The sequence below is a fragment of the Streptomyces gottesmaniae genome, assembly GCF_031845845.1.
In the GTDB taxonomy this organism is placed as follows: Bacteria; Actinomycetota; Actinomycetes; order Streptomycetales; family Streptomycetaceae; genus Streptomyces; species Streptomyces akebiae.
Map to the genome: position 1 here is coordinate 287,731 of NZ_JAVRFJ010000001.1, position 19,651 is coordinate 307,381.

At 71.5% G+C, this 19,651-nt stretch carries 14 protein-coding genes; 8 read left to right on the forward strand and 6 right to left on the reverse strand.

Features of this window, described 5'->3' with window-relative positions; genetic code table 11:
* Nucleotides 1–358: 358 nt before the first annotated feature.
* Entirely contained in the window at nt 359–1,486 is a 1,128-nt protein-coding gene (locus RM704_RS01190) for a GH12 family glycosyl hydrolase domain-containing protein (RefSeq protein ID WP_033528770.1), read from the reverse strand.
* Between the two features lie 224 nt (nt 1,487–1,710).
* Nucleotides 1,711–3,048, reverse strand: a complete 1,338-nt coding sequence (locus tag RM704_RS01195; RefSeq protein ID WP_192829712.1) for a ferredoxin reductase family protein — start codon at nt 3,046–3,048, stop codon at nt 1,711–1,713.
* Nucleotides 3,049–3,320: 272 nt separating this feature from the next.
* Here RM704_RS01195 and RM704_RS01200 point away from each other — a divergent pair, with 272 nt between their 5' ends.
* Nucleotides 3,321–4,481, forward strand: coding sequence for a PP2C family protein-serine/threonine phosphatase (locus RM704_RS01200; RefSeq protein ID WP_033528771.1), 1,161 nt, complete (start codon nt 3,321–3,323; stop codon nt 4,479–4,481).
* A 99-nt stretch (nt 4,482–4,580) separates the two neighbouring features.
* Here the strand turns inward: RM704_RS01200 and RM704_RS01205 are convergent, their stop codons facing one another.
* From RM704_RS01205 to RM704_RS01215, 3 genes are read right to left on the reverse strand one after another with little or no spacing between them, the layout of a single operon-like run.
* A complete protein-coding gene (locus RM704_RS01205) occupies nt 4,581–6,884 on the reverse strand; it encodes an ABC transporter permease (protein ID WP_033528772.1) in 2,304 nt (767 codons plus the stop codon).
* Between the two features lie 3 nt (nt 6,885–6,887).
* Nucleotides 6,888–7,637 carry an ABC transporter ATP-binding protein gene (locus RM704_RS01210; protein ID WP_033528773.1) on the reverse strand — a complete coding sequence of 250 codons (750 nt, stop codon included), beginning with the start codon at nt 7,635–7,637 and terminating at the stop codon, nt 6,888–6,890.
* On the reverse strand, nt 7,634–8,152 hold the full coding sequence (locus RM704_RS01215) for a PadR family transcriptional regulator (RefSeq protein WP_033528774.1): 519 nt from the start codon (nt 8,150–8,152) through the stop codon (nt 7,634–7,636). The genes RM704_RS01210 and RM704_RS01215 overlap by 4 nt, the downstream gene beginning before the upstream one ends.
* 124 nt (nt 8,153–8,276) lie before the next feature.
* Here RM704_RS01215 and RM704_RS01220 point away from each other — a divergent pair, with 124 nt between their 5' ends.
* The 7 genes from RM704_RS01220 to RM704_RS01250 all read left to right on the forward strand — a co-directional run bounded on the left by RM704_RS01220 (nt 8,277) and on the right by RM704_RS01250 (nt 18,546).
* The gene (locus RM704_RS01220) at nt 8,277–9,542 is read left to right on the forward strand and encodes an ABC transporter substrate-binding protein (protein WP_033528775.1); all 1,266 of its coding nucleotides are present in this window, start codon (nt 8,277–8,279) and stop codon (nt 9,540–9,542) included.
* 153 nt (nt 9,543–9,695) lie between these two features.
* The gene (locus RM704_RS01225) at nt 9,696–11,381 is read left to right on the forward strand and encodes a glycoside hydrolase family 13 protein (protein ID WP_311588778.1); all 1,686 of its coding nucleotides are present in this window, start codon (nt 9,696–9,698) and stop codon (nt 11,379–11,381) included.
* 81 nt (nt 11,382–11,462) lie between these two features.
* Nucleotides 11,463–12,797, forward strand: a complete 1,335-nt coding sequence (locus tag RM704_RS01230) for an ABC transporter substrate-binding protein (RefSeq protein WP_033528776.1) — start codon at nt 11,463–11,465, stop codon at nt 12,795–12,797.
* Between the two features lie 5 nt (nt 12,798–12,802).
* Nucleotides 12,803–14,158, forward strand: coding sequence for an ABC transporter permease subunit (locus tag RM704_RS01235; RefSeq protein ID WP_033528777.1), 1,356 nt, complete (start codon nt 12,803–12,805; stop codon nt 14,156–14,158).
* Entirely contained in the window at nt 14,155–15,000 is an 846-nt protein-coding gene (locus RM704_RS01240) for a carbohydrate ABC transporter permease (protein ID WP_033528778.1), read from the forward strand. Before RM704_RS01235 ends, RM704_RS01240 begins: the two co-directional genes overlap by 4 nt.
* Before the next feature lie 164 nt (nt 15,001–15,164).
* A complete protein-coding gene (locus RM704_RS01245) occupies nt 15,165–16,355 on the forward strand; it encodes an alginate lyase family protein (protein ID WP_033528779.1) in 1,191 nt (396 codons plus the stop codon).
* Nucleotides 16,356–16,566: 211 nt separating this feature from the next.
* Nucleotides 16,567–18,546: a M20/M25/M40 family metallo-hydrolase gene (locus tag RM704_RS01250; RefSeq protein ID WP_033528879.1), complete on the forward strand. Its 1,980-nt coding sequence runs from the start codon at nt 16,567–16,569 to the stop codon at nt 18,544–18,546.
* 54 nt (nt 18,547–18,600) lie between these two features.
* Here RM704_RS01250 and RM704_RS01255 read toward each other — a convergent pair whose 3' ends face one another.
* Nucleotides 18,601–19,650 (reverse strand): polyprenyl synthetase family protein, encoded by a 1,050-nt coding sequence (locus tag RM704_RS01255; RefSeq protein ID WP_052146174.1) that lies wholly within the window; start codon nt 19,648–19,650, stop codon nt 18,601–18,603.
* Nucleotide 19,651: the final 1 nt, after the last annotated feature.

A 19,651-nucleotide genomic window follows, 5' to 3' on the forward strand; every position in this document is an offset into this window, starting at 1 on the left:
ATGCGCGACAGGTTCGTCAGGAACAACGGCCGCGCCGCCCAGAATCCGCCCGAACCGGCCCGTGGCAGCCTGACGCACCGGGTCACCACCTACTCGGGGTGCTCGGCCGGACGTCCGGTTGCCTGGGCCGCGTTCGACGAAGGACACATCGCCGCCCCGCAGGACGGCGCCGCCGGTGACAGCGGTTCCAGGACCTGGCTGCCGGCGAGGTGTGAAAGGTCTTCACGCAGTTCGGGAACTCCGCCTCGGCGCAAGGGACTTCCGCCTCGACGAACTGAGCACAAGGGCCGGCCGGGCCGAATCCGCTCGGCCGCGGGGCCGGCGCCGGACGCCGCACGAGCGTCCGGCGCCGGTCAGGTCATGTCCGGGTGCACGCGGTCCCGTTCAGGCTGAAGCCGCCCGGTGCGGCGAAGGTGCCGCCGTAGGTGCCCTGGAACCCGAAGCTCTGGCTGCCGCCGGGGGAGATGCTCGCGTTGTGTGCCAGCGCGCTCGCCGTGATCGAGCCCGAGGACGAGGAGAGGGAGGCGTTCCAGGCACTGGTCGCGCTCTGGCCGGAGGGCAGCGTGAAGGCCAGCCGCCAGGTTTCGACGGGCGTCGCACCGGTGTTGGTGACGGTGACGTTCGCGGTGAAGCCGCCCTGCCACACGGTGGTGGCGTACGACACCGCGCAGGCCGCGCCGCCGCCCGGGGTGCCGGGACCGCTCCCACTGGTGTCGACGGTCGACGAGAAGGAGTGCACCGTCAGACCGGTGCCGTTCTGCCAGGGTTCGAAGCCGGCCTGGACGCTGGTCAGGTACCAGTTGTTCTGGGCCAGTCCCCGGGACACGGCCTGGCGCACGAAGTCCATCACGTCGAAACTCCAGCTCGCGATGGCCGAGGGGGCGACGAAGGACAGCACGTCGTTGGTGCCGTTGTTGCCCTGCCACACCTGCCAGGAACGCCCGCCCACGGCGGCCGTACCCACCTGGGAGCCGATGGGCTGGATCGGGCCCACCTTGTTGAACCAGATCATGATCTCGGTCCGGTTGACTCCGTCGGTGCGCGGCGTCGGGTCCAGCCAGATGTCGTACGAGGCGTTGTAGACGGCGTCGCCGACGTAGCCGTACGAGATGCTGCTCGGCGCGCCGGAGATGCCCGAGAGCTGGGCGGGCAGGCTGGTCCCGGGCGAGCAGTTGGTGTAGTGGCAGCCGTTGAAGACGGAGGGGTACGACTTCGGGGCGCCGTTGGTGGGGACGGAACCGTCGGCCCGGGTGACCCGGAAACCGGTGTCGGTGGTGGTGACGCACTGGGGCTGGCTCGTGCCCCAGCGGTTGTTCTGGACGACGTAGCGCCCCTGGACGACGCTCGATCCGTACTGCTCACAGACGGTGGTGTCGGCCTGGGCCGACGGTGTGGCGGCGAAGAGCGCCGCGAGGGTCGCGAGCGCGGTGACGAAGGCGGCCAACGCGCCGCGCGCGGTGCGCGGCAGAGGTGGTGACGGTCGCATGGGGGACCTCTTTCGGAGGTACGGCCGGGAGGTGGGGGCGGCGCGGGCGCTCCACGGTTCCCCCGTATGGGAGCGCTCCCATTTCCGTTCTGTCACGGACTGTAGGAGTGCAGGCATGCCCCTGACAACCCTGGTGCGGCGGTTCGTCGCACAAGCGGTGGTCGCCCACGCGGTGCCACGGCGTCGGCAGGGAGCCTGCCGACGCCGCGAGCACGGCCGGTCCGTCAGGCGAGACCGAACCGCTCCGCGTGCACCTGCCGCCGCGGGACCGCCAGTTCGCGCAGGGCGCCGAGAACGGCCGAGGTCATCGCGGGCGGACCGCAGACATAGACATCGCGTTCGGCGATGTCGGGGACCAGAGCCCGCAGAGCGCCCGGCTCGAACGGCGGTGCTCCCTCACCCCTGCGGCCGGTGAGCAGGTGCAGGCGCCCGCCACGGTCCGCGACCAGCGCCCGTACCTCGTCGACCAGCACGGCATCGCTCTCGCTGCGCACCCGGTAGAGCACGACCACATCGCCCGCCCCTTCCTCCTCCAGCAGGGAACGGACCGGTGTGATCCCCACTCCTCCGGCGATCAGCAGGGCGCCGGGCCGCGTCCGATGCAACGAGGTGAACGCCCCGTACGGCCCCTCGACGAACGCGCGGCTCCCGACGGGGAGGTCGCGCAGACCGGCGCTGGCGCTGCCGACCGCCTTCGCGGTCAGCCGCAGCGTCCGGCCGTCGGGTGCCGCCGACAACGAGAACGGGTTGGCGAGCCACCAGTGGTTGTGCCCGGGGAACCGCCAGACGCAGAACTGCCCGGCGCGGGCCGGCAGCCGGTCGAGCCGGCGACCGGTGACGTGCACCGACACCACGTCGTCCGACTCCCGCACGACCGCGGCGACCCGGAACCGGTGATACGCGTTGCGCCACAGGGGCATGACGATCCGGCCCACGACCAGCGCACCGAACGCGAACAGCCACAGGGCCCACCAGTAGGTCCGCGCGAACGCGGAGGAGCTGAAAGTCGTGGTCTCCTGCAACTGGTGGACGAACGCCAGCCCCAACGCCAGGTACAGCAGCAGATGCAGACCGTGCCACGTCTCGTACCGCAGCCGGCGGCGCACCTCTCGGGCGGAGACCGCGGCGACCACGACGACGATCGCCGCGGCCAACATCCCGAGGAGGGAGGCCGGCACTCCGGCGAGCGCGAAGAAGGTCTTCGTCATCGACACGTCTTCGAGCCGCGCGTACCCCAGCACCACCAGCACGGCGTGGGTGAGGAGGGTCCACAGCAGGGTGAAGCCGACCCACCGGTGCCACACCGTCAGCCGGTCCATGCCGATACGACGGTCGAGCCACGGCACCCGGGCCACCAGCAGCAGTTGGAACAGCATCAGCACGGCCGCGTGCAGACCGAAGAACTTGGCGACCGTGAGCACCCCGTTCTTGCCCGTGCCCGTGGTGAAGAACAAGATCTCGACGATCGCCAGATTGACGATGACGAACGTCCACAGCGCCCACCGCGCCGCGGTGACGGGAGATGTGGTGCCGTGCCGCACCCGTGTACTCGTCGCCTCCATCGCTTCCCCCTCCGGTCCCTGTGATGGACTGCACCGCCCACTCCTGACGAGGTCGCGAGGACCGGGCGTTCGTATCCGATACGGCCCCTGGGCGGGGCAAGAATATGGAACGTGGCAAGAAGTAGACCCCGCTGGGTCCCGACCGGTTCCTCCCCGCCTCCGGGGCGCGCGAGGCGCCCACGCCTTGCCCGGTGCGCCCCCCGGCCGTGAGCGCGTCGGGTGATGTCACGAAAACTCGGGGAAGAAGGTGCGGCAACCGATCGGAGGTTGTCGTGGAAGGTGCAGACCTGGAACTGGGTGCGTTGTTGGCCGCTGCGGAGGCGGCCCCACCCGGCGATTCCGTCGAAGTCGTGGCGCACGATCTGCAGAAGCGGCTGGGTGCGCAGCGTGTGTCGTTTCTGTTCGCCGACCTCATGGGGCAGCGGCTGGTGCGGCTCACCGCGCCCGGCGGTGAGGTCCTGGACCGGGCCGAGCCGCTCGATCTGCGCGGCAGCGTCTACGACGACGTTCTGCGGAGCCAGCGCCAGCACGTGGAGCCGGACGGACAGGGCGGCCAACGCGTCATCACGCCGGTCACCAACCGCGGTGACTGCATCGGCATTTTGGAGGTGACCCTGCAGTACACCCCGGACACCGTGCTCCGACAGGTCCGCGACGCGGCACACGCGCTGGCCTACATCATCGTCACGGACCGCCGCTTCACCGATCTCTACCACCTCGGCAGACGCACCACCCGCACCAGTCTGGCCGCCGAGATCCAGCATCAGCTGCTTCCCTCGTCCCCCTGTTGCGAGGCGGCCCAGTTCACCCTCGCGGCCGGCCTCGTCCCGGCCGACGACATCGGGGGCGACACCTACGACTACACGCTCGACCGCGACACCCTGCACCTGTCCATCACCGACGCCATGGGCCACGACACGCAATCCGCCCTGCTCGCCACGTTGTTGGTCGGCGCGCTGCGGCAGGCGCGCCGCAGCGGCTGCGACGCGCTCAGACAGGCGAACCACGCCCATCAGGCCCTGCTGCGCCACAGCCGGGGCCTGGCCACCGGACAGTTGCTGTGCGTCGAACTCGACACCGGCCTGTGCGAACTGGTCAACGCCGGACACCCCTGGCCCCTGCGGCTGCGTGACGGCGTCGTCGAGGAGGTCGAACTCGCCGTCAATCTGCCCTTCGGAGTGTCGGCACCCGTCCCCTACCGCGTGCAGGAACTGCGACTGCGTCCCGGCGACCGCCTGATACTGCTCACCGACGGGATGCAGGACCGCGGCGCGGCGGCCGCCGATCTGTTCTCGGTCCTGCGGGAGACCCGCGCGCTGCATCCGAGGGAAGTCGTCCGCAGCCTGACCGCCGCGGTGCTCGACGCCTGCCACGGCCAACTCAAGGACGACGCCACGGTCGTGGTACTGGACTGGCACGGCAGTCCCGACTGAGAGCCGCCGTCTCCCGTGGCCGAAGGCCAGGAGGCCAGGAGGACCGAGGCGCCCGCTCGTTCGGTGTGCTGATCCGGTCGGGTCGGAGGACGAAGGCCGCTACGCCACCGCGCTCAGCGTGTCCGCGAGGCGTCGGCGGGCGGCGCGGGCCGCGGGGACGGCGGCGAGGGCCAGCGCCCCCAGGAGCGCCGCGGCCCCGAAGGCGGACAGCGCCACGGGGGAGGGGCTCTGCGCGATGCCGGCCCCGACGCCGCTGGACCGGCCCTGGGCGTCGATCAGCCAGCGCGCGAGGGGGAGCCCCAGCGCCAGGGCGACCGCGATCGCGGCCAGGGCGGTGCAGCCCGTGGAGGTCACGGTGATCGCGGTGATCTGGCGCGGTGACAGCCCGGCCGCCTTGAGCGCCAGCAGGTCCCGTTCGCCCTCGCGCACGGTGCCGCCGATGACGGTCAGCAGTTCGACGAGCCCGATGAGCGCGAGAACGCCGAGCAGACCGACGACGACACCCCGCAGCGGCGAGAGGCCGTCGACGGGGTTCGTCACGGCGTGCACGTCCAGCTGTCCTCGGCCCGCCGTGCGGGTCAGATCGGCGGCGACCGCGTCCGGATCGGCGTCAGGGCGCAGGCGCAGTTGGTAGAGCGTGGGGCGCAGCCCCGGGTCGTTCTCCCGGAGGGTGTCGAGGGAGGTGGAGACCACGCGGCCGGCGTTGTCCGGTTCGATGCTGCGGCCCACGATGTGCAGGATCTGCGGGCGGCCGCCCACCGTCATGCGCACCCAGTCGCCGACGCGCACGTCCAGCAGGTCCAGCAGGCCCTGCCCGGCCACCGCCTCGTCGGGTCCCCGGGCGGTACGGCCCTCGGCCAGCGCGAAGGGGTAGGGGTCCTCGTCCGTGCCGAGGCCGCGCAACGCGATCGTGGCCGTCTGCCCCGGCACCAGCGCGGCCACCTCGACACCGGGATGGGCGGCGGTCACCTCGGGATGACGGGCCAGGAGGGCCCGTGTCGCGGGGGCGGGCGTGCCGTCGTCGACGTGCACGGTCAGCGCGGCGGGCAGACCCATCCGCTCCGGACGGCTGTGGAAGCGGTCGATGGTCGTCCACGCGCTCATCGCCACCACGATCAGCGTCAACGGCAGCGCGAGTCGGGCGACGGTCGCCAGGGTGCGCGGTCGGCGGGTGAACGCCTTGTGCCAGCCGAGGACCAGCGCGGGCGGCAGCCTCAGGGCCAGCGCCCGGCGCGCTGCGGCGGACAGGCGTCCGCCGGCCGGTACGGCGGTCCGGGGCACCGGCACCGGGGGCACCCGCCCCGCCCGCCAGGCCGCCAGGCCGGTGGTCGCGCCGATGAACAGCACCACCGCCACCGGCACCGCGACGAGCGCGGCCGTGTGTCCGGGCAGCCCCTGCCACACACCGACCGCGTCCCCGAGCCGGCCCGGCAGCCGGGGACCCAGCGCCTCGGTGAGCGCTGCCGCGGCCAGCGCCCCCAGCAGGGCGTAGGCGAGGTGCTGGAGCAAGAAGACGCGCACCAGCTGGCCCGGGGTGAAACCGATCGCCTTCAGGATCGAGATGTCCCGCAGATGCCCTCGGATCCGGGTGCCGATCGCCCCGTGCACGGCGAGCCCCGCGGCGACCAGCGCGCCGAGTCCGAACAGCCCCAGCACCTGGCCGAGCAGCCGATCGCCGCCCTGGGCCTCGGACCGCGCCTGCTGCCAGGAGGACACCTCGCTGACGGCACCGGCACCGAGCAGGGTGACGGCACGCTGGACGGCGTAGTCGGTGGCGTCCGGGTCGGTCAGCCGCAGTCCGATCACCTGGCCGCCGACGGCGCCGGTACGGGGCAGGGCCGCCGGCGCCACCCAGGCAAGCCCGGGCCGCTCGCCCTTGCGGTAGCCGGGTTCGGCGCTGTCGGCGACACCGAGGACGGTCAGGGGCTTGGCGTTCCCCGGCAGGGTGAGGACGTCCCCGGGCCCGGCCAGCAGCGCCTGGGCGAGGCGGCTCTCCAGCACCACCCCGTCGGGCCTGTCGGCATCCAGCCAACGGCCGGAGGTGAGCAGCGGGCGGCCGGTGACGGGCCGCTCGCCGGTACCGCGCAGTTCGACCGGGGCGCGGGTGCCGCGGGAGGCGACCGTGGTGGCGGTGGTCGGGTAGGGGCCCGCCACGGCCTCGACCCCGTCCAGGTCGTCCAGCGCGGTGAGGTCCGAGGCGTCGGTGGAGGCGGCGGTGTGGATCCACACATGGGCGCCCCGGGACTGGGTGAAGACGCGCTGCCAGGGGTTCGTCGCGTAGCCGAAGAGGGCCGCCGCCAGCAGCAGGGAGGTGACGACGCCGACGGTGGCGAGGACCAGGAACAGCGCCTCACCGCGATGGGTCCGCAGGTCCGAGTGCGCCCAGCGCAACATGGCTCGCATCGGTCAGTCCTTCAGCTCCAGCACGGCGGGGACCCCCGCGCCGGGCGTCGGTGTGCCGTCCAGCTCGACGTCGTCGGCGATGCGGCCGTCGAAGAAGCTGATGACCCGGTCCGCCGCACTCGCCAGCCGTGCGTCGTGCGTGACCAGGAGGATCGTCTGCCCCCGCCGGTGGAAACGGGACAGCACGCGCGTCACCTCGCGGGTCCCCTTGCTGTCCAGGCTGCCCGCCGGCTCGTCGGCCAGCAGCAGCGGGGGCCGGTTCACCAGGGCCCGGGCGAGCGCCACGCGCTGCTGCTCGCCGCCGGAGAGTTCGCCCGGCATGCTCCGCTCCTTGCCCGTGAGGCCCAGCTCGGCCAGCAGTTCCTCGCGCTCGGCGCGCGCCCGCTTGGCGGAGGCCCCGGCCAGCAGTGCCGGAAGTTCCACGTTGTCCGCGACGGACAGGTCGGAGACCAGGTTGAAGAACTGGAACACGATGCCGATACGGCGTCGGCGCTCGACGGCCCAGCGCGCCTCGCTGTAGTCGTCCGTGGGCTCGCCACCCAGCCAGACGCTGCCGCTGTCCGGGCGCTGCAACCCGCCGAGCAGATGCAGCAGCGTCGACTTGCCCGCCCCGGACGGACCGGTGACGGCCACGAACTCGCCCTCGCGCACACACAGGTCCACGCCGCGCACGGCATGGGCGGGCGCGCCCTGCCCGTGGTGGGTCTTGACGAGGCCCTCGGCCCGCAGCACAGGGATGGGCGCGTGGCTCACCGAGGCTCCTCCAGTTCCTCCTGGCAGCGCTCCAGCCAGTCGAGGTCGGCCTGGAGGTGCAGCATGGCGCCCTCGATCAGCAGCCGGGAGACACGGTTGTCCCGGCCGTTCTCGGCTGTGGAGAGCTTCGACAGGTTGCGCATGGTGTTCAGGTAGTGGCGCCGTTGTCTGTTGATCAGGGCGATCTGGTCGGCGAGACCGGTCTGCGGGGCGAGCGCGAGTTTCATGAAGAACTCGTCCCGGACCCGCGGCTCGTCCGCCGTCTCCTCGTACCAGGCGCGCAGCGCCTCCCGCCCGGCGTCGGTGAGGTGGTAGATCTTCTTGTTGGGCCGGCTCGACTGCTCGACCTCCTCGCCCTCGATCAGGCCCGACTTCTCGAGGCGGCCGAGGGTCACATAGATCTGGCCGACGTTCGGCTGAGGGTACGCGGCGCCCAGCAGTTGCTCAAGGTCCTGCTTGAGCTCGTAGCCGTGGGCCGGGCCGCGCGCCAGCAGGGCCAGGAGGGGCAGGCGCACTCGAGCTGTCCTCCTCGCAGCCTCGTATTGTGTTCCAGGCCCTAGTATCGCCCATACCTAACAGGTATACATGGCCTCTGACTCCGGGCGAAGGTGCCCGGTGCCGGTGTACAGGGAGGAACCTATGCGGTGGATACGCGCCGCCGGTAGGGGCCTTCTCGTCCTCGCGGTCGTTCTGGCCGGTTATGGGGCCTCGGGCGCCCAGGCCGACGGCGGACTCAGGGGCCGGGGTCCGCTGACCCTCGCCACCGCGGGTGACCTCACCGGCTATCTCGGCCCGCTCCTGAAGGGCTGGAACCGCGCTCACCCCGGGGAGAAGGTCACCCTGGTCGAACTGCCGGACTCCGCCGACGAGACCCGCGCCCAGATGATCACCGACCTGCGCGCCGGTGAACGCGGCCGCTTCGACGTGCTCAACATCGACGTCACCTGGACCTCGGAGTTCGCGGCCGCCGACTGGATCCGCCCGCTGCCGAGGAACCGCTTCCCGCTCGGCAGCTTCCTCCCGCCGGTCGTGGACACGGCGACATACGACGGACAGCTCTACGCCGTCCCGTACGTCACCAACGCCGGCCTGCTCCTCTACCGCTCGGACGTCCTCGCGGAGGAGGGCGTCCCGCCGCCCCGCACCTGGGCCGACCTGGAGCGCTACGCGAAGACCATCGCGCCCCGGCACGGACTCGGCGGCTATGCGGGCCAGTTCCTGCCCTACGAGGGCCTCACCGTCAACGCGGCCGAGGCCGTGTACTCGGCGGGTGGCACCATCCTCGGCGACGAGGGCGAACGCGTCACCGTCGGCTCGGCGGCCCGCGAGGGGATCGGCTTCCTCGCCCGCGGTGTGCGCGAGGGTTGGATCCCCCGCGAGGCGCTGGAGTACAAGGAGGAGGAGTCCAGGCGGGCGTTCCAGGACGGCCGGCTGCTCTTCCTGCGCAACTGGCCCTACGCGTACGTCAGCGCCTCCGCCGAGGGCTCCGCGGTCGCCGGGAAGATCGGCGCCGTGCCGCTGCCGGGTCCGAACGGGCCCGGAACCAGTGTGCTCGGCGGCTCCAACCTGGCCGTCGGCGCCCACGCCGAACACCCCGACACCGCCGCGCGCCTGATCGCGTATCTCACCGGCGAGCGCGTCCAGCGGCAGGTCCTCACGCGGGGCGCGCTGCCACCCGTACGCGCGGAGCTGTACGAGGATCCTGAACTGGTCCGGGAGTTCCCCTACCTGCCGACGCTGCGCGCGAGCGTTCTCGCGGCCGCCCCCCGCCCGAAGAGCCCGCGATACGACCAGGTCAGCATGGTCGTCCAGGCGGTCGTGCACGACGCCATGGCCGGGCACCGCACGCCCGAGGCGGCGGTGCGGCGACTGACCCGCGAACTCGCGGCGATCTCCCGGGGCTAGTTCTTCCCCCGACACCCCCCTAGTTACATGTTAGGTAACGCGCGTGTCTCATGTGGCATTCGGCTGACCTGATAAGTCCGCATTTGGCTGCCCAACTGCCCGGTAGCTTCTGTCTACTCGTTGACACCTCCTCGACATGCCTACCTAACATGCATGCATAACCGTCAGGTCGCACAGACAGGTCAACGGGTGAGCTCCAAGCACATCGACACACGTCGTCGCTGGTGGCGCGACGCAGTGATCTACCAGGTGTACGTCCGCAGCTTCCTGGACAGCACGGGCGACGGCGTCGGCGATCTCGCCGGAGTCCGGGCCGGACTGCCGTACCTGAGGAAACTGGGCGTCGACGGGATCTGGCTCAGCCCCTTCTACCCCTCGCCGCAGCACGACCACGGCTACGACGTCGCCGACTACCGCGACGTCGACCCGCTCTTCGGTGATCTCGCCGAGTTCGACCGGCTGGTGGCGGACGCCCGGCGGCTGGGCATCAAGGTCCTGCTCGACATCGTCCCCAACCACTGCTCCAGCGAGCACCCCTGGTTCCGCGAGGCGCTCGCCGGACCGCCCGGCGGCACGGCCCGCTCCCGCTTCCACTTCGCCGACGGGCGGGGACCGGACGGGGCCGAACCGCCCAACAACTGGCACGCCATGTTCGGCGGCCCGGCCTGGTCCCGCGTCACGGAGGCCGACGGCCGCCCCGGCCAGTGGTACCTGCACATGTTCACGCCCGAGCAGCCCGACTGGAACTGGCGTGACCCCGAGGTCGGCGCGTACTTCGACGGCGTCCTGCGCTTCTGGCTCGACCGGGGCGTCGACGGCTTCCGCATCGACGTCGCCGCGGGGCTCTTCAAACACCCCGAGCTGCCCGACTCGCCGGACCCGGAGGCCGACGCCCGCACCCGCGACTCGGTCAACCCGCTCGCCTGGAACCAGCCCGAGGTCCACGACGTCTGGCGGCACTGGCGCGCGGTGTGCGAGGAGTACACGGCACACGACGGCCGGGAGCGGCTCCTGGTCGGCGAGGTCTCCGTCCCGACGGCCCGCGAACACGCCCGGTACGTCCGCCCCGACGAACTGCACCAGGCCTTCTTCTTCGACCTGTTGAGCGCCTCCTGGGACGCCGACGCCTTCCGCAAGGTCATCACCGAGGCCATGCAGGACATCGCCGGCACCGGCTCGACCGTCACCTGGGTCCTGAACAACCACGACCAGGTCCGCACCGTCACCCGCTACGGCGAACCGGCCACCGAGGGCAGCGGCCTCGGCGCCGCCCGCGCCCGCGCGGCCGCCCTGCTGATGCTGGCCCTGCCCGGCGCCGCGTACATCTACCAGGGCGAGGAGCTGGGCCTGCCCGAGGTGGTCGACCTGCCCGACGACGTGCTCACCGACCCGATCTTCCGCCGTACCGGAAGCCGTGCCCGCATCCGGGACGGCTGCCGGGTCCCGCTGCCGTGGTCCGGGCAGGCCTCACCCTTCGGCTTCACCTCCGGGGTGGAGGGCGCCAAGCCCTGGCTGCCGCAGCCCGAGTACTTCGCCGAGTACGCCACCGACCGGGCCCTCGCCGACACCCGGTCCTTCTGGCACCTGTACCGCGACGGACTGCAACTGCGCGCGGCCCTGCCCCAGTTGGGCGAGGGCACGCTGCGCTGGCTGGACACCCAGCCCGGTGTCCTCGGCTTCGTCCGCGGCGACGGCCTGGTCTGCGCGGTCAACTTCGGAACGGCACCCGCGCCGGCGCCCGTTCCCGGCACCCCTCTGCTGTCCAGCGGCCCCTGCCCGGCCGGGGTCCTCCCCGGCGCCACGGCCGCCTGGTGGATCGGCGACGACACCGATTCCTGAGCCCCACACCTCCCACACCTCCCGCACCGGCCCGCCCCGTTCTGGCCGTCTGCTCCATCACCTCCCGAAGGGACATCGACGATGATGCGACCACGTACCACCCTGCCCGCGAGCGGTACCGCCCTCGTCCTCACGCTGGCGCTCGGCGCGACCGCCTGCGGAGGCGGGGACCCCGTCGCTGCGGGCGGCGGCGACAAGCCGCTCGGCGGCCAGACCGTCTCCGTCGCCGGCGTGTGGTCCGGCACCGAGCAGAAGAACTTCCAGAAGGTCCTGGACGCCTTCACCGAGAAGACCGGCGCCAAGACCCAGTTCGTGTCCACCGGCGACAACGTCTCCACCGTCGTCGGCAGCAAGATCGAGGGCGGCAACGCCCCCGACGTGGTGATGGTCCCGCAGGTCGGCGTGCTCCAGCAGTTCGCCGAGGCGGGCTGGCTCAAGCCGCTGTCCGCCACCACCGCCAAGTCCGTCGACGCCGACTACGCGAGCGTCTGGAAGGACTACGGCAGCGTCGACGGCACCCTCTACGGCCTGTACTTCAAGGCGGCCCACAAGTCGACCGTCTGGTACAGCCCCGACGCCCTCGACCAGGCGGGCGTCCAGCCGCCGAAGACGTACGACGAGATGCTGCGGGCCGGGCGCACCGTCTCCGACTCGGGCCTCGCCGCCTTCTCCGTCGCCGGACAGGACGGCTGGACGCTCACCGACTGGTTCGAGAACGTCTACCTCTCCCAGGCCGGCCCCGAGAAGTACGACGCCCTCGCCGCGCACGAGCTGAAGTGGACCGACCAGAGCGTGGTCGACGCGCTCACCACCCTCGGCGACCTCTTCGAGGACAAGCAGCTCCTGGCCGGCGGGCAGAAGGGCGCCCTGAACACGGACTTCCCCGGTTCCGTCGAGAAGGTCTTCGGCCCCGAGCCCGAGGCCGGCATGGTCTACGAGGGCGACTTCGTCGCCGGTGTCGCCAAGGACCAGTTCGGCCGGAAGATCGGCGAGGACGCGGACTTCTTCCCCTTCCCGCCGGTCGGCGGCGGGAAGGCGCCCGTGGTCAGCGGCGGTGACGCGGCCGTCGTCCTGAAGGACGGCAAGAACACCAAGGCCGGCATGGCCCTCCTGGAGTACCTGGCGACCCCCGAGGCCGCCGCCGTGTGGGCCGAGGCGGGCGGTTTCCTGTCCCCGAACAAGGGACTCGACCTCTCCTCCTACGGCGACGACGTCACCCGCTCGACCGCCAAGTCCCTGATCGAGGCGGGTGATTCGGTCCGCTTCGACATGTCCGACCAGGCACCGGCGGCGTTCGGCGGCACGAAGGGCGCGGGGGAGTGGAAGATACTCCAGGACTTCCTGCGTGACCCGTCCGACCCGAAGGCGACCGCGACCCGGCTGGAGAGCGCCGCGGCCAAGGCCTACCAGGGCTGACCGCGATGACCGCCACACTCACGAAGGTGGCCGGTCCGCCCGCCGCCGGAACCGCCGCTCCCGAGCGGCGCGCCCGGCGGCGGGGCCGGATCGTCGCCCTGCTCTTCGTCTTTCCCGCGCTGCTCCTGCTCGGCGCCCTGGTCCTCTACCCGGTGCTGTTCTCGGTCGGCCGCAGCTTCTTCGACGCCTCCGGCACACGGTTCGTGGGCGGCGACAACTACACCGAGATGTTCCGTGACCCGGCCACCCTCAAGGCCGTGCGCAACACCACCGTCTGGGTCGTGGTGGCGCCCGCCCTGCTCACCGGGCTGGGGCTGATCCTCGCGGTGCTGGTCGAGAAGGTCCGCTGGGCCACGGCGTTCAAGCTGCTGCTCTTCATGCCGATGGCCGTCTCCTTCCTGGCCGCCGGCATCATCTTCCGGCTCGCCTACGACGAGGACCCCGACAAGGGCGTCCTCAACGCGGCGGTCGTCGGCGTCCACGACGCCTTCCAGGGCACCTCCTCCTACCCCACGGCCCGCGCGCGTGACGGACAGGGCCTCACCGCGGGCGGCGGCGGTTCGTACCGTACGACCGAGACCGTGTCGCCCGGCGACACGGTGGCGCTCGGCCTGGTCGGCGTCGCGCCGAAGGACCTCGACGGCGCGGCACCCGCGCACGCGGCGGCGGCCCGTGCGGCGGGCCCCGACGAGCTGCGCGGCGTCGTCTACCTGGACTTCACCCCTGGCGGTGGAGGCGAGCAGGGCGCGGTGGACCGCCGGGAGAGCGGACTGCCGGCGATGAAGGTCGAGGCGGTGCGCGAGGGGAGGACGGTCGCGAGCACGACCACGGCGTCCGACGGCTCCTTCCGCTTCCCGGACCTGGAGGCGGGCTCGTACACCGTCACGCTCCCCGGCTCCAACTTCGCCCCGCCCTACGAGGGCATCTCCTGGCTCGGTCCGACGCTCGTCACCCCGGCCGTCATCGGCGCCTACCTGTGGATCTGGACCGGCTTCGCGATGGTGCTCATCGGCGCCGGTCTGTCGACCCTGCCACGGGACACCCTGGAGGCGGCGCGGATGGACGGCGCCAACGAGTGGCAGGTGTTCCGCCGGATCACGGTGCCGCTGCTGGCCCCCGTACTGACCGTGGTCTTCGTGACCCTCGTCATCAACGTGATGAAGGTCTTCGACCTCGTCTACATCATCGCGCCGGGGCCGGTGCAGGAGGACGCCACCGTGCTCGCCACCCAGATGTGGCTGGTGTCCTTCGGCGGCGGCAACGACCAAGGGCTGGGCAGCGCGCTCGGCGTTCTGCTCCTCCTGCTGGTCGTGCCCGCGATGGTCTTCAACGTCCGCCGCTTCAAAGGGAGTCAGCGATGAACGTCACCGCGCTCAGGCGGGCGCTCGGCAACAGTCTCGTCCAGGCCTTCCTCGTGGTCGTCGGTCTGATCTGGCTCACCCCGCTCGCCGGGCTGCTCCTGTCCTCCCTCAGGTCCACCGAGGACACGGCCACGGGCGGCTGGTGGACGGCGCTCACCAGTCCGGGGCAGCTGTCCCTCGACAACTACTCGGCGCTGCTGGGCAACTCGGGCATCACCCAGGCGTTCTGGAACACGGTCCTGATCTCGGTGCCCACGACCGTCCTCGTCGTCGTCATCGCGGCCCTCGCCGGGTATGCCTTCGCCTGGCTGGACTTCCCCGGCCGCGACCCGCTCTTCCTGCTGGTGGTCGCCCTGTTGGTGGTGCCGGTGCAGATCGGCCTGCTGCCGGTGGCCAAACTCTTCGGTCAGCTGGGACTCTTCGGCACCATCCCGGGGGTCGTCCTCTTCCACGTCTCCTACGGGCTGCCGTTCGCGATCTTCCTGCTGCGGAACTACTTCGCCGAGATGCCGAAGGAGATGCTGGAGGCGGCCCGGATGGACGGGGGTGGCGAGTGGCGCATCTTCACCCGTCTCGTCCTGCCCGTGGGCCGGCCGGCCATCGCCAGCCTCGCCATCTTCCAGTTCCTGTGGGTGTGGAACGACATGTTGGTGGCGCTCCTGTTCGCCGACAGCTCGGCACAGCCGCTGACCGTGGAACTCCAGTCACAGATCAGGCAGTTCGGCAGCAACATCGACGTGCTGGCCCCGGGTGCCTTCCTGTCCCTGATCGTGCCGGTCGCCGTGTTCTTCGCCTTCCAGCGGCACTTCGTCCAGGGGGTGATGGCGGGATCCGTGAAGTAGTGCCGGTGCCATGACGCATGACAGGGGATGCGCGGGGAGCGCCCGCGCATCCCGCACCTCGCGCGCGCCGCTCGGTTGACATGTGCACGCTTGCTTCTTATGGTCCGGACCAAGCTTCTGTATTCGGAACGGCGTTCCCATTCCTGAACGGAAGAGGTCATCGGATGCCACGCACCAGAACCGCCCTGCTCGGTGTACTCGCCCTCCTGGCAGGCCTGTTGAGCGTTCAGTTCACCGGATCCGCCCCCCGCGCGACGGCCGCACCGGCCACCTTCACCCACCCGGGTGTCCTGGTGAGCCGGGGTCAGCTCGACCACGCCCGGTCGAAGGTGCAGGCCGGCCAACAGCCCTGGAAGGCCGCCTACGACGCCATGATGGCCAGCTCCTACGCCTCGTTGACCCGTACCGCCAGACCGCGGCCCGTCGTGGAGTGCGGCTCGTCGTCCAACCCCAACAACGGCTGCACCGACGAGCGTCAGGACGCCATCGCCGCCTACACGCAGGCTCTCGCCTGGTACTTCACCCGGGACAGCCGGTACGCCAGGAAGTCCATCGAGATCATGGACGCCTGGTCCGCGACCATCACCGACCACACCAACAGCAACGCCCCGCTGCAGACCGGCTGGGCGGGGTCCACCTGGCCGCGCGCCGCCGAGATCATCAAGTACACCTACGACGGCGGCTGGCCGGGTGCGAGCCGTTTCGCGACCATGCTGCGCGACGTCTACCTCCCCGAGGTGATCAACGGCGCGTCGACCAAGAACGGCAACTGGGAGCTGGTCATGACCGAGGCGGCGCTCGGCATCTCCGTCTTCATCGAGGACCGCGCCGCCTACGACAAGGCCGTCCGCACCTATCTCGCCCGCGTACCGGCGTACGTCTACCTGAACGCCGACGGTGACCTGCCCGAGCCACCCGCCGGCAGCGGCATCGACACCAGCGCCGAGATCATCAAGTACTGGCAGGGGCAGAGCACCTTCACCGACGGCCTCGCCCAGGAGACCTGCCGCGACTTCGGACACACCGGCTGGGGCATCGCCTCCCTCGCGAACATCGCGGAGACCAGCCGGATCCAGGGCCAGGACCTCTACCCCCGGATCCAGGACCGGCTGCGTCACGCACTGGGCTTCCACACGGCCTACGAGAACGGCGCCGCCGTACCCTCCTGGCTGTGCGGCGGCTCGGTCGACAAGGGGCTCGGCCGGGTCACCGAGGTCGCCTTCAACGCCCTGCACCACCGCCTCGGCATCGCGATGTCCCACACCCAGAGGTACACCGAGACACACCGACCGTCGGGCACGGACAACTACTTCAACGCGTGGGCGACGCTCACGCACGCCGGCAATCCCAACTGATCCACGACGCCCCCGCTCCGTGCCGTCTTCAACTGTCCGAAGTCGAACGGCCTTCGCCTACATCCCGGGATGCGCGTGCGCAACCGAAGGCGGACGATGGAGTGGTCGGGAGCCCGGTCCGGCAGTGGGGACCTGGGCGGCGGCCCGGAAGGTCCACCAGGTCACACGCGGATTCCGGGCCGTTCACTTCGTGGTTCGTGGAGGCACCGCCATGCCCGTGCTCTTCTTCGACGTAGGAGCGACCCTGGCCGATGCCCGGGAGGAGGCGGACGGATCGTTGACGCTGCGGCCACGACCCCGCGTCCTCGCCGTGCTCGACGCCTTCCCCGACCTGCGCAAGGGGGTCATCTCCAACCCGGGCTCGGGCGAAGGCGCCGCGGAGCGGGCGGCGTCAGCCCTGCACGAGGCGTTTCCCGGCCGGTTCACGGACGACTCGCTCGTCCACTGGGGCCCCAAGAACAGCCGGGCGATCTTCGACGAAGCCGTTGCCGGGACGGCGGCCGGGGGCGATCCGGCCTCCGCCGCGGACGAGTGCGTCTTCGTGGGCGAGGACCATCAGGAGCGCGCGTTCGCCCGCCGGGCCGGACTGCGTACGGCGGCGCATCCCGTGTTCACCGGCGCCGCCCTGGAGAACCGTCCGGTCCTGTGGGCGCGGATCGAGCCGGCGGAAGGGCTGGAGCTGTCCGCACTGGAGTCCGTCGCCAACCGGAGCGAGGTCGTCCCCGTGCACGTCGCCTCGACGCGGCTCGTGCTGGCCATGGTGAGCACGCGCGGTGCCGAGGCGCTGGAACAGGCCGGATTCACGGTCGACCTGCGGGGGCCGGTGGGGGACACGGCGGCCTTCCTGATCCGTGACGACCGTCCCCTCGCCCCCGGCCACGGCCTCGCGGGCGCCCAGGACCCGGCGACGAGCCGGGCCATGTCCGCCTTCGCGATCGTCGCCGAGGAGGTCGCCGGCTCCACGGCCTCGCCCCTGCTCCCGCTGGGTCCCGCTCCCGGCGGTGTCTACGTGGCGGCGCCCGCCGACGCCCCGATCGAGGAAGTCCACCTGCCGGGCGCGAAGCCGGGCCACACCGAGCGACTGCTCCCGGACCCGACGCTCCTGTCCCGGCCCGCCGAGGCGTGGGCCCGCGGGCTCGCCGGGGGCTTGGCGGAAGACCTCGCGGAGCCGGGTGGGCCCGACGCGGCGGCCGGTGACGGCCGTGCCTCACCGCGGACGATCGCCGCGGTACGCGCCGCCGTGACCCCGGAGGTGCTGCGCGGCCATGTCGCGCGCATCTCCGGAGTCGAACCGCTCAGGGAGGGCGAGGCGCTGCTGGTGCGCAGCCGTCACTCGTCCGCCGAGGACAACCCACGCGTCGTCGAGGCGCTCGCCGACCGCTTCCTCGGCCTGGGCCTGAGGGTGCGGCTGCACCGGTTCCGGTGGCAGGGACGCCGGCTGTTCAACGTGGAAGCCGAGCACCATGTGGACGGAGCGGACTCGACGGTCCTCATCACCGCGCACCTGGACTCCACCGCCTCCGGCGGTGAGTTCGTCGACGACAACGGCGACCCGCGCCCCTACGACCCCGCCGTGGACCCCGCGCCGGGCGCCGACGACGACGGCAGCGGAACCGCGGCCGTCATGGCCGCGGCCGAATGCCTGCACCACCTGCTCGAAGAGGGCAGGACACCGACGCGGAACGTCCGCTTCGTACTGTTCAACGCCGAGGAACAAGGCATGGTCGGCAGCAAGTTCTACGCGCGGGCCGCCGCGGCCGAGGACGACCGCATCGCCGGTGTCTTCCAGATGGACATGATCGCGGGCCGCCAACCGGGCAGCACACCCGTGGTCGAGATCCACGCCGGTTCCTCGGTGCCGGGGCCGGTCGTCGGCGCGTCCGACGCCCTCGGCGCCCTCCTCGCGGACACCCTCCCCGCCATCGACCCCACGGTGACGGTCCAACAGCTCACCGGCCCCTCCGATCCGGCGATCGGACGGAGCGACCACGCCAGCTTCCACGAGCGGGGATGGGCGGCCGTCGCCGTCTCCGAGGACCTCTTCGGCCCGACGGGCGAGCAGGACGGTACCGGCACCAGGAAGTACCACACCCCGGGCGACACCCTCGTCGACGTGGACCACAGCCCCCAGCACGCGGCGACGGTCGCCCGCTCCGTCACGGCGACCGCGTTCACCCTCGCGGGCCTGTGACCTCTGATCCGCCGGACGACCACCGGACGTCCAGCGGACCGGACCGAGGGCGGCTCAGCTGTCCCGCTCCACCATGTAGAACGGCAGGTCGAGCAGGAACTGTCTCTCCTCGGTCTCGGGATGGTCGGCGAACGCCTCCAGCGCCTCCCTGTGCGCCTCCTCGGCAAGGGCCCGCGCCCTCGCCCGTACCGTCTCGACACACCCCGAGCCGAGCAGTTCGTCCCGTACCCACTGCACCTCGTCCTCGGTGCGTTCGGCCCGGGTCCTGCCCAGGAACCGCTCCATCCGCGCCCGTCGCGCCGGAGTGCACCGGCGCATGTACTCGATGAGGACGAGTGTGCGCTTGCCCTCCCAGAGGTCCCCGGAGATCTCCTTGCCGTACCGCGCGTAGTGACCCGTCAGATTGAGCAGGTCGTCCTGGATCTGGAACGCGGCACCGAGATAGCAGCCGTAGCGGTCGAAACGGACCGTCGCGCTGTGCTTTCCCTCGGCCACGAGGGCGCCGACACGACACGGATGGATACACGTGTACCAGGACGACTTCTTCATGCACATCCGGTAGTAGTCGTCGTCGGCGAGGTCGCAGGCGTTGTTCCGGATCCAGCCGACCTCGATCGCCTGCCCCTCCAGCGAGTGCCGCATCATCAGCGCGGACTCCTGGAGGATCGCCCACGCGAGGTTGGGGCCGAGTGCCCACCGGTTGGCCATCAGGTGCTGCAGTGCCAGCAGATTGGTCGCGCTGCCGACGTTGACCGCGACCCCGAGGCCGTACTCGGCGGGCAGCGTCGGCGCGCCGCGGCGCATCTGGCTGCCGTCCTGCACGTCGTCGAGGATGAGGAACGCGTTGTGGGTGAGTTCGATGGCGACCGCCGAGTCGATCGCCTTCTCGATGTCGCCGCCGAGCGCCCGGCACACCGCCAGACACAGCGCCGGGCGCAGCCCCTTGCCGGACCGGCTGGGGTAGTCGCGCACGAGGCTGTACAGCTCGTCCGGCGTCGAGTCCGGAATGCCGGACAGCAGTCGCGCGATGGTGAGGTCGCGGTAGCGCGCGAGAACCGACTCCACGGCTGAGGGACCGACGCCCACGCCCGGTTCAGCGGTCATG

Bases quoted from the DNA above. Each gene is read 5' to 3' on its own strand.
- RM704_RS01245 (WP_033528779.1), top strand. From the start codon at position 15,165: ATGCCACGCACCAGAACCGCCCTGCTCGGTGTACTCGCCCTCCTGGCA.
- RM704_RS01230 (WP_033528776.1), top strand. From the start codon at position 11,463: ATGATGCGACCACGTACCACCCTGCCCGCGAGCGGTACCGCCCTCGTC.
- RM704_RS01255 (WP_052146174.1), bottom strand. From the start codon at position 19,650: ATGACCGCTGAACCGGGCGTGGGCGTCGGTCCCTCAGCCGTGGAGTCG.
- RM704_RS01190 (WP_033528770.1), bottom strand. From the start codon at position 1,486: ATGCGACCGTCACCACCTCTGCCGCGCACCGCGCGCGGCGCGTTGGCC.
- RM704_RS01240 (WP_033528778.1), top strand. From the start codon at position 14,155: ATGAACGTCACCGCGCTCAGGCGGGCGCTCGGCAACAGTCTCGTCCAG.
- RM704_RS01220 (WP_033528775.1), top strand. From the start codon at position 8,277: ATGCGGTGGATACGCGCCGCCGGTAGGGGCCTTCTCGTCCTCGCGGTC.
- RM704_RS01205 (WP_033528772.1), bottom strand. From the start codon at position 6,884: ATGCGAGCCATGTTGCGCTGGGCGCACTCGGACCTGCGGACCCATCGC.
- RM704_RS01235 (WP_033528777.1), top strand. From the start codon at position 12,803: ATGACCGCCACACTCACGAAGGTGGCCGGTCCGCCCGCCGCCGGAACC.
- RM704_RS01250 (WP_033528879.1), top strand. From the start codon at position 16,567: ATGCCCGTGCTCTTCTTCGACGTAGGAGCGACCCTGGCCGATGCCCGG.
- RM704_RS01225 (WP_311588778.1), top strand. From the start codon at position 9,696: ATGCATAACCGTCAGGTCGCACAGACAGGTCAACGGGTGAGCTCCAAG.
- RM704_RS01195 (WP_192829712.1), bottom strand. From the start codon at position 3,048: ATGGAGGCGACGAGTACACGGGTGCGGCACGGCACCACATCTCCCGTC.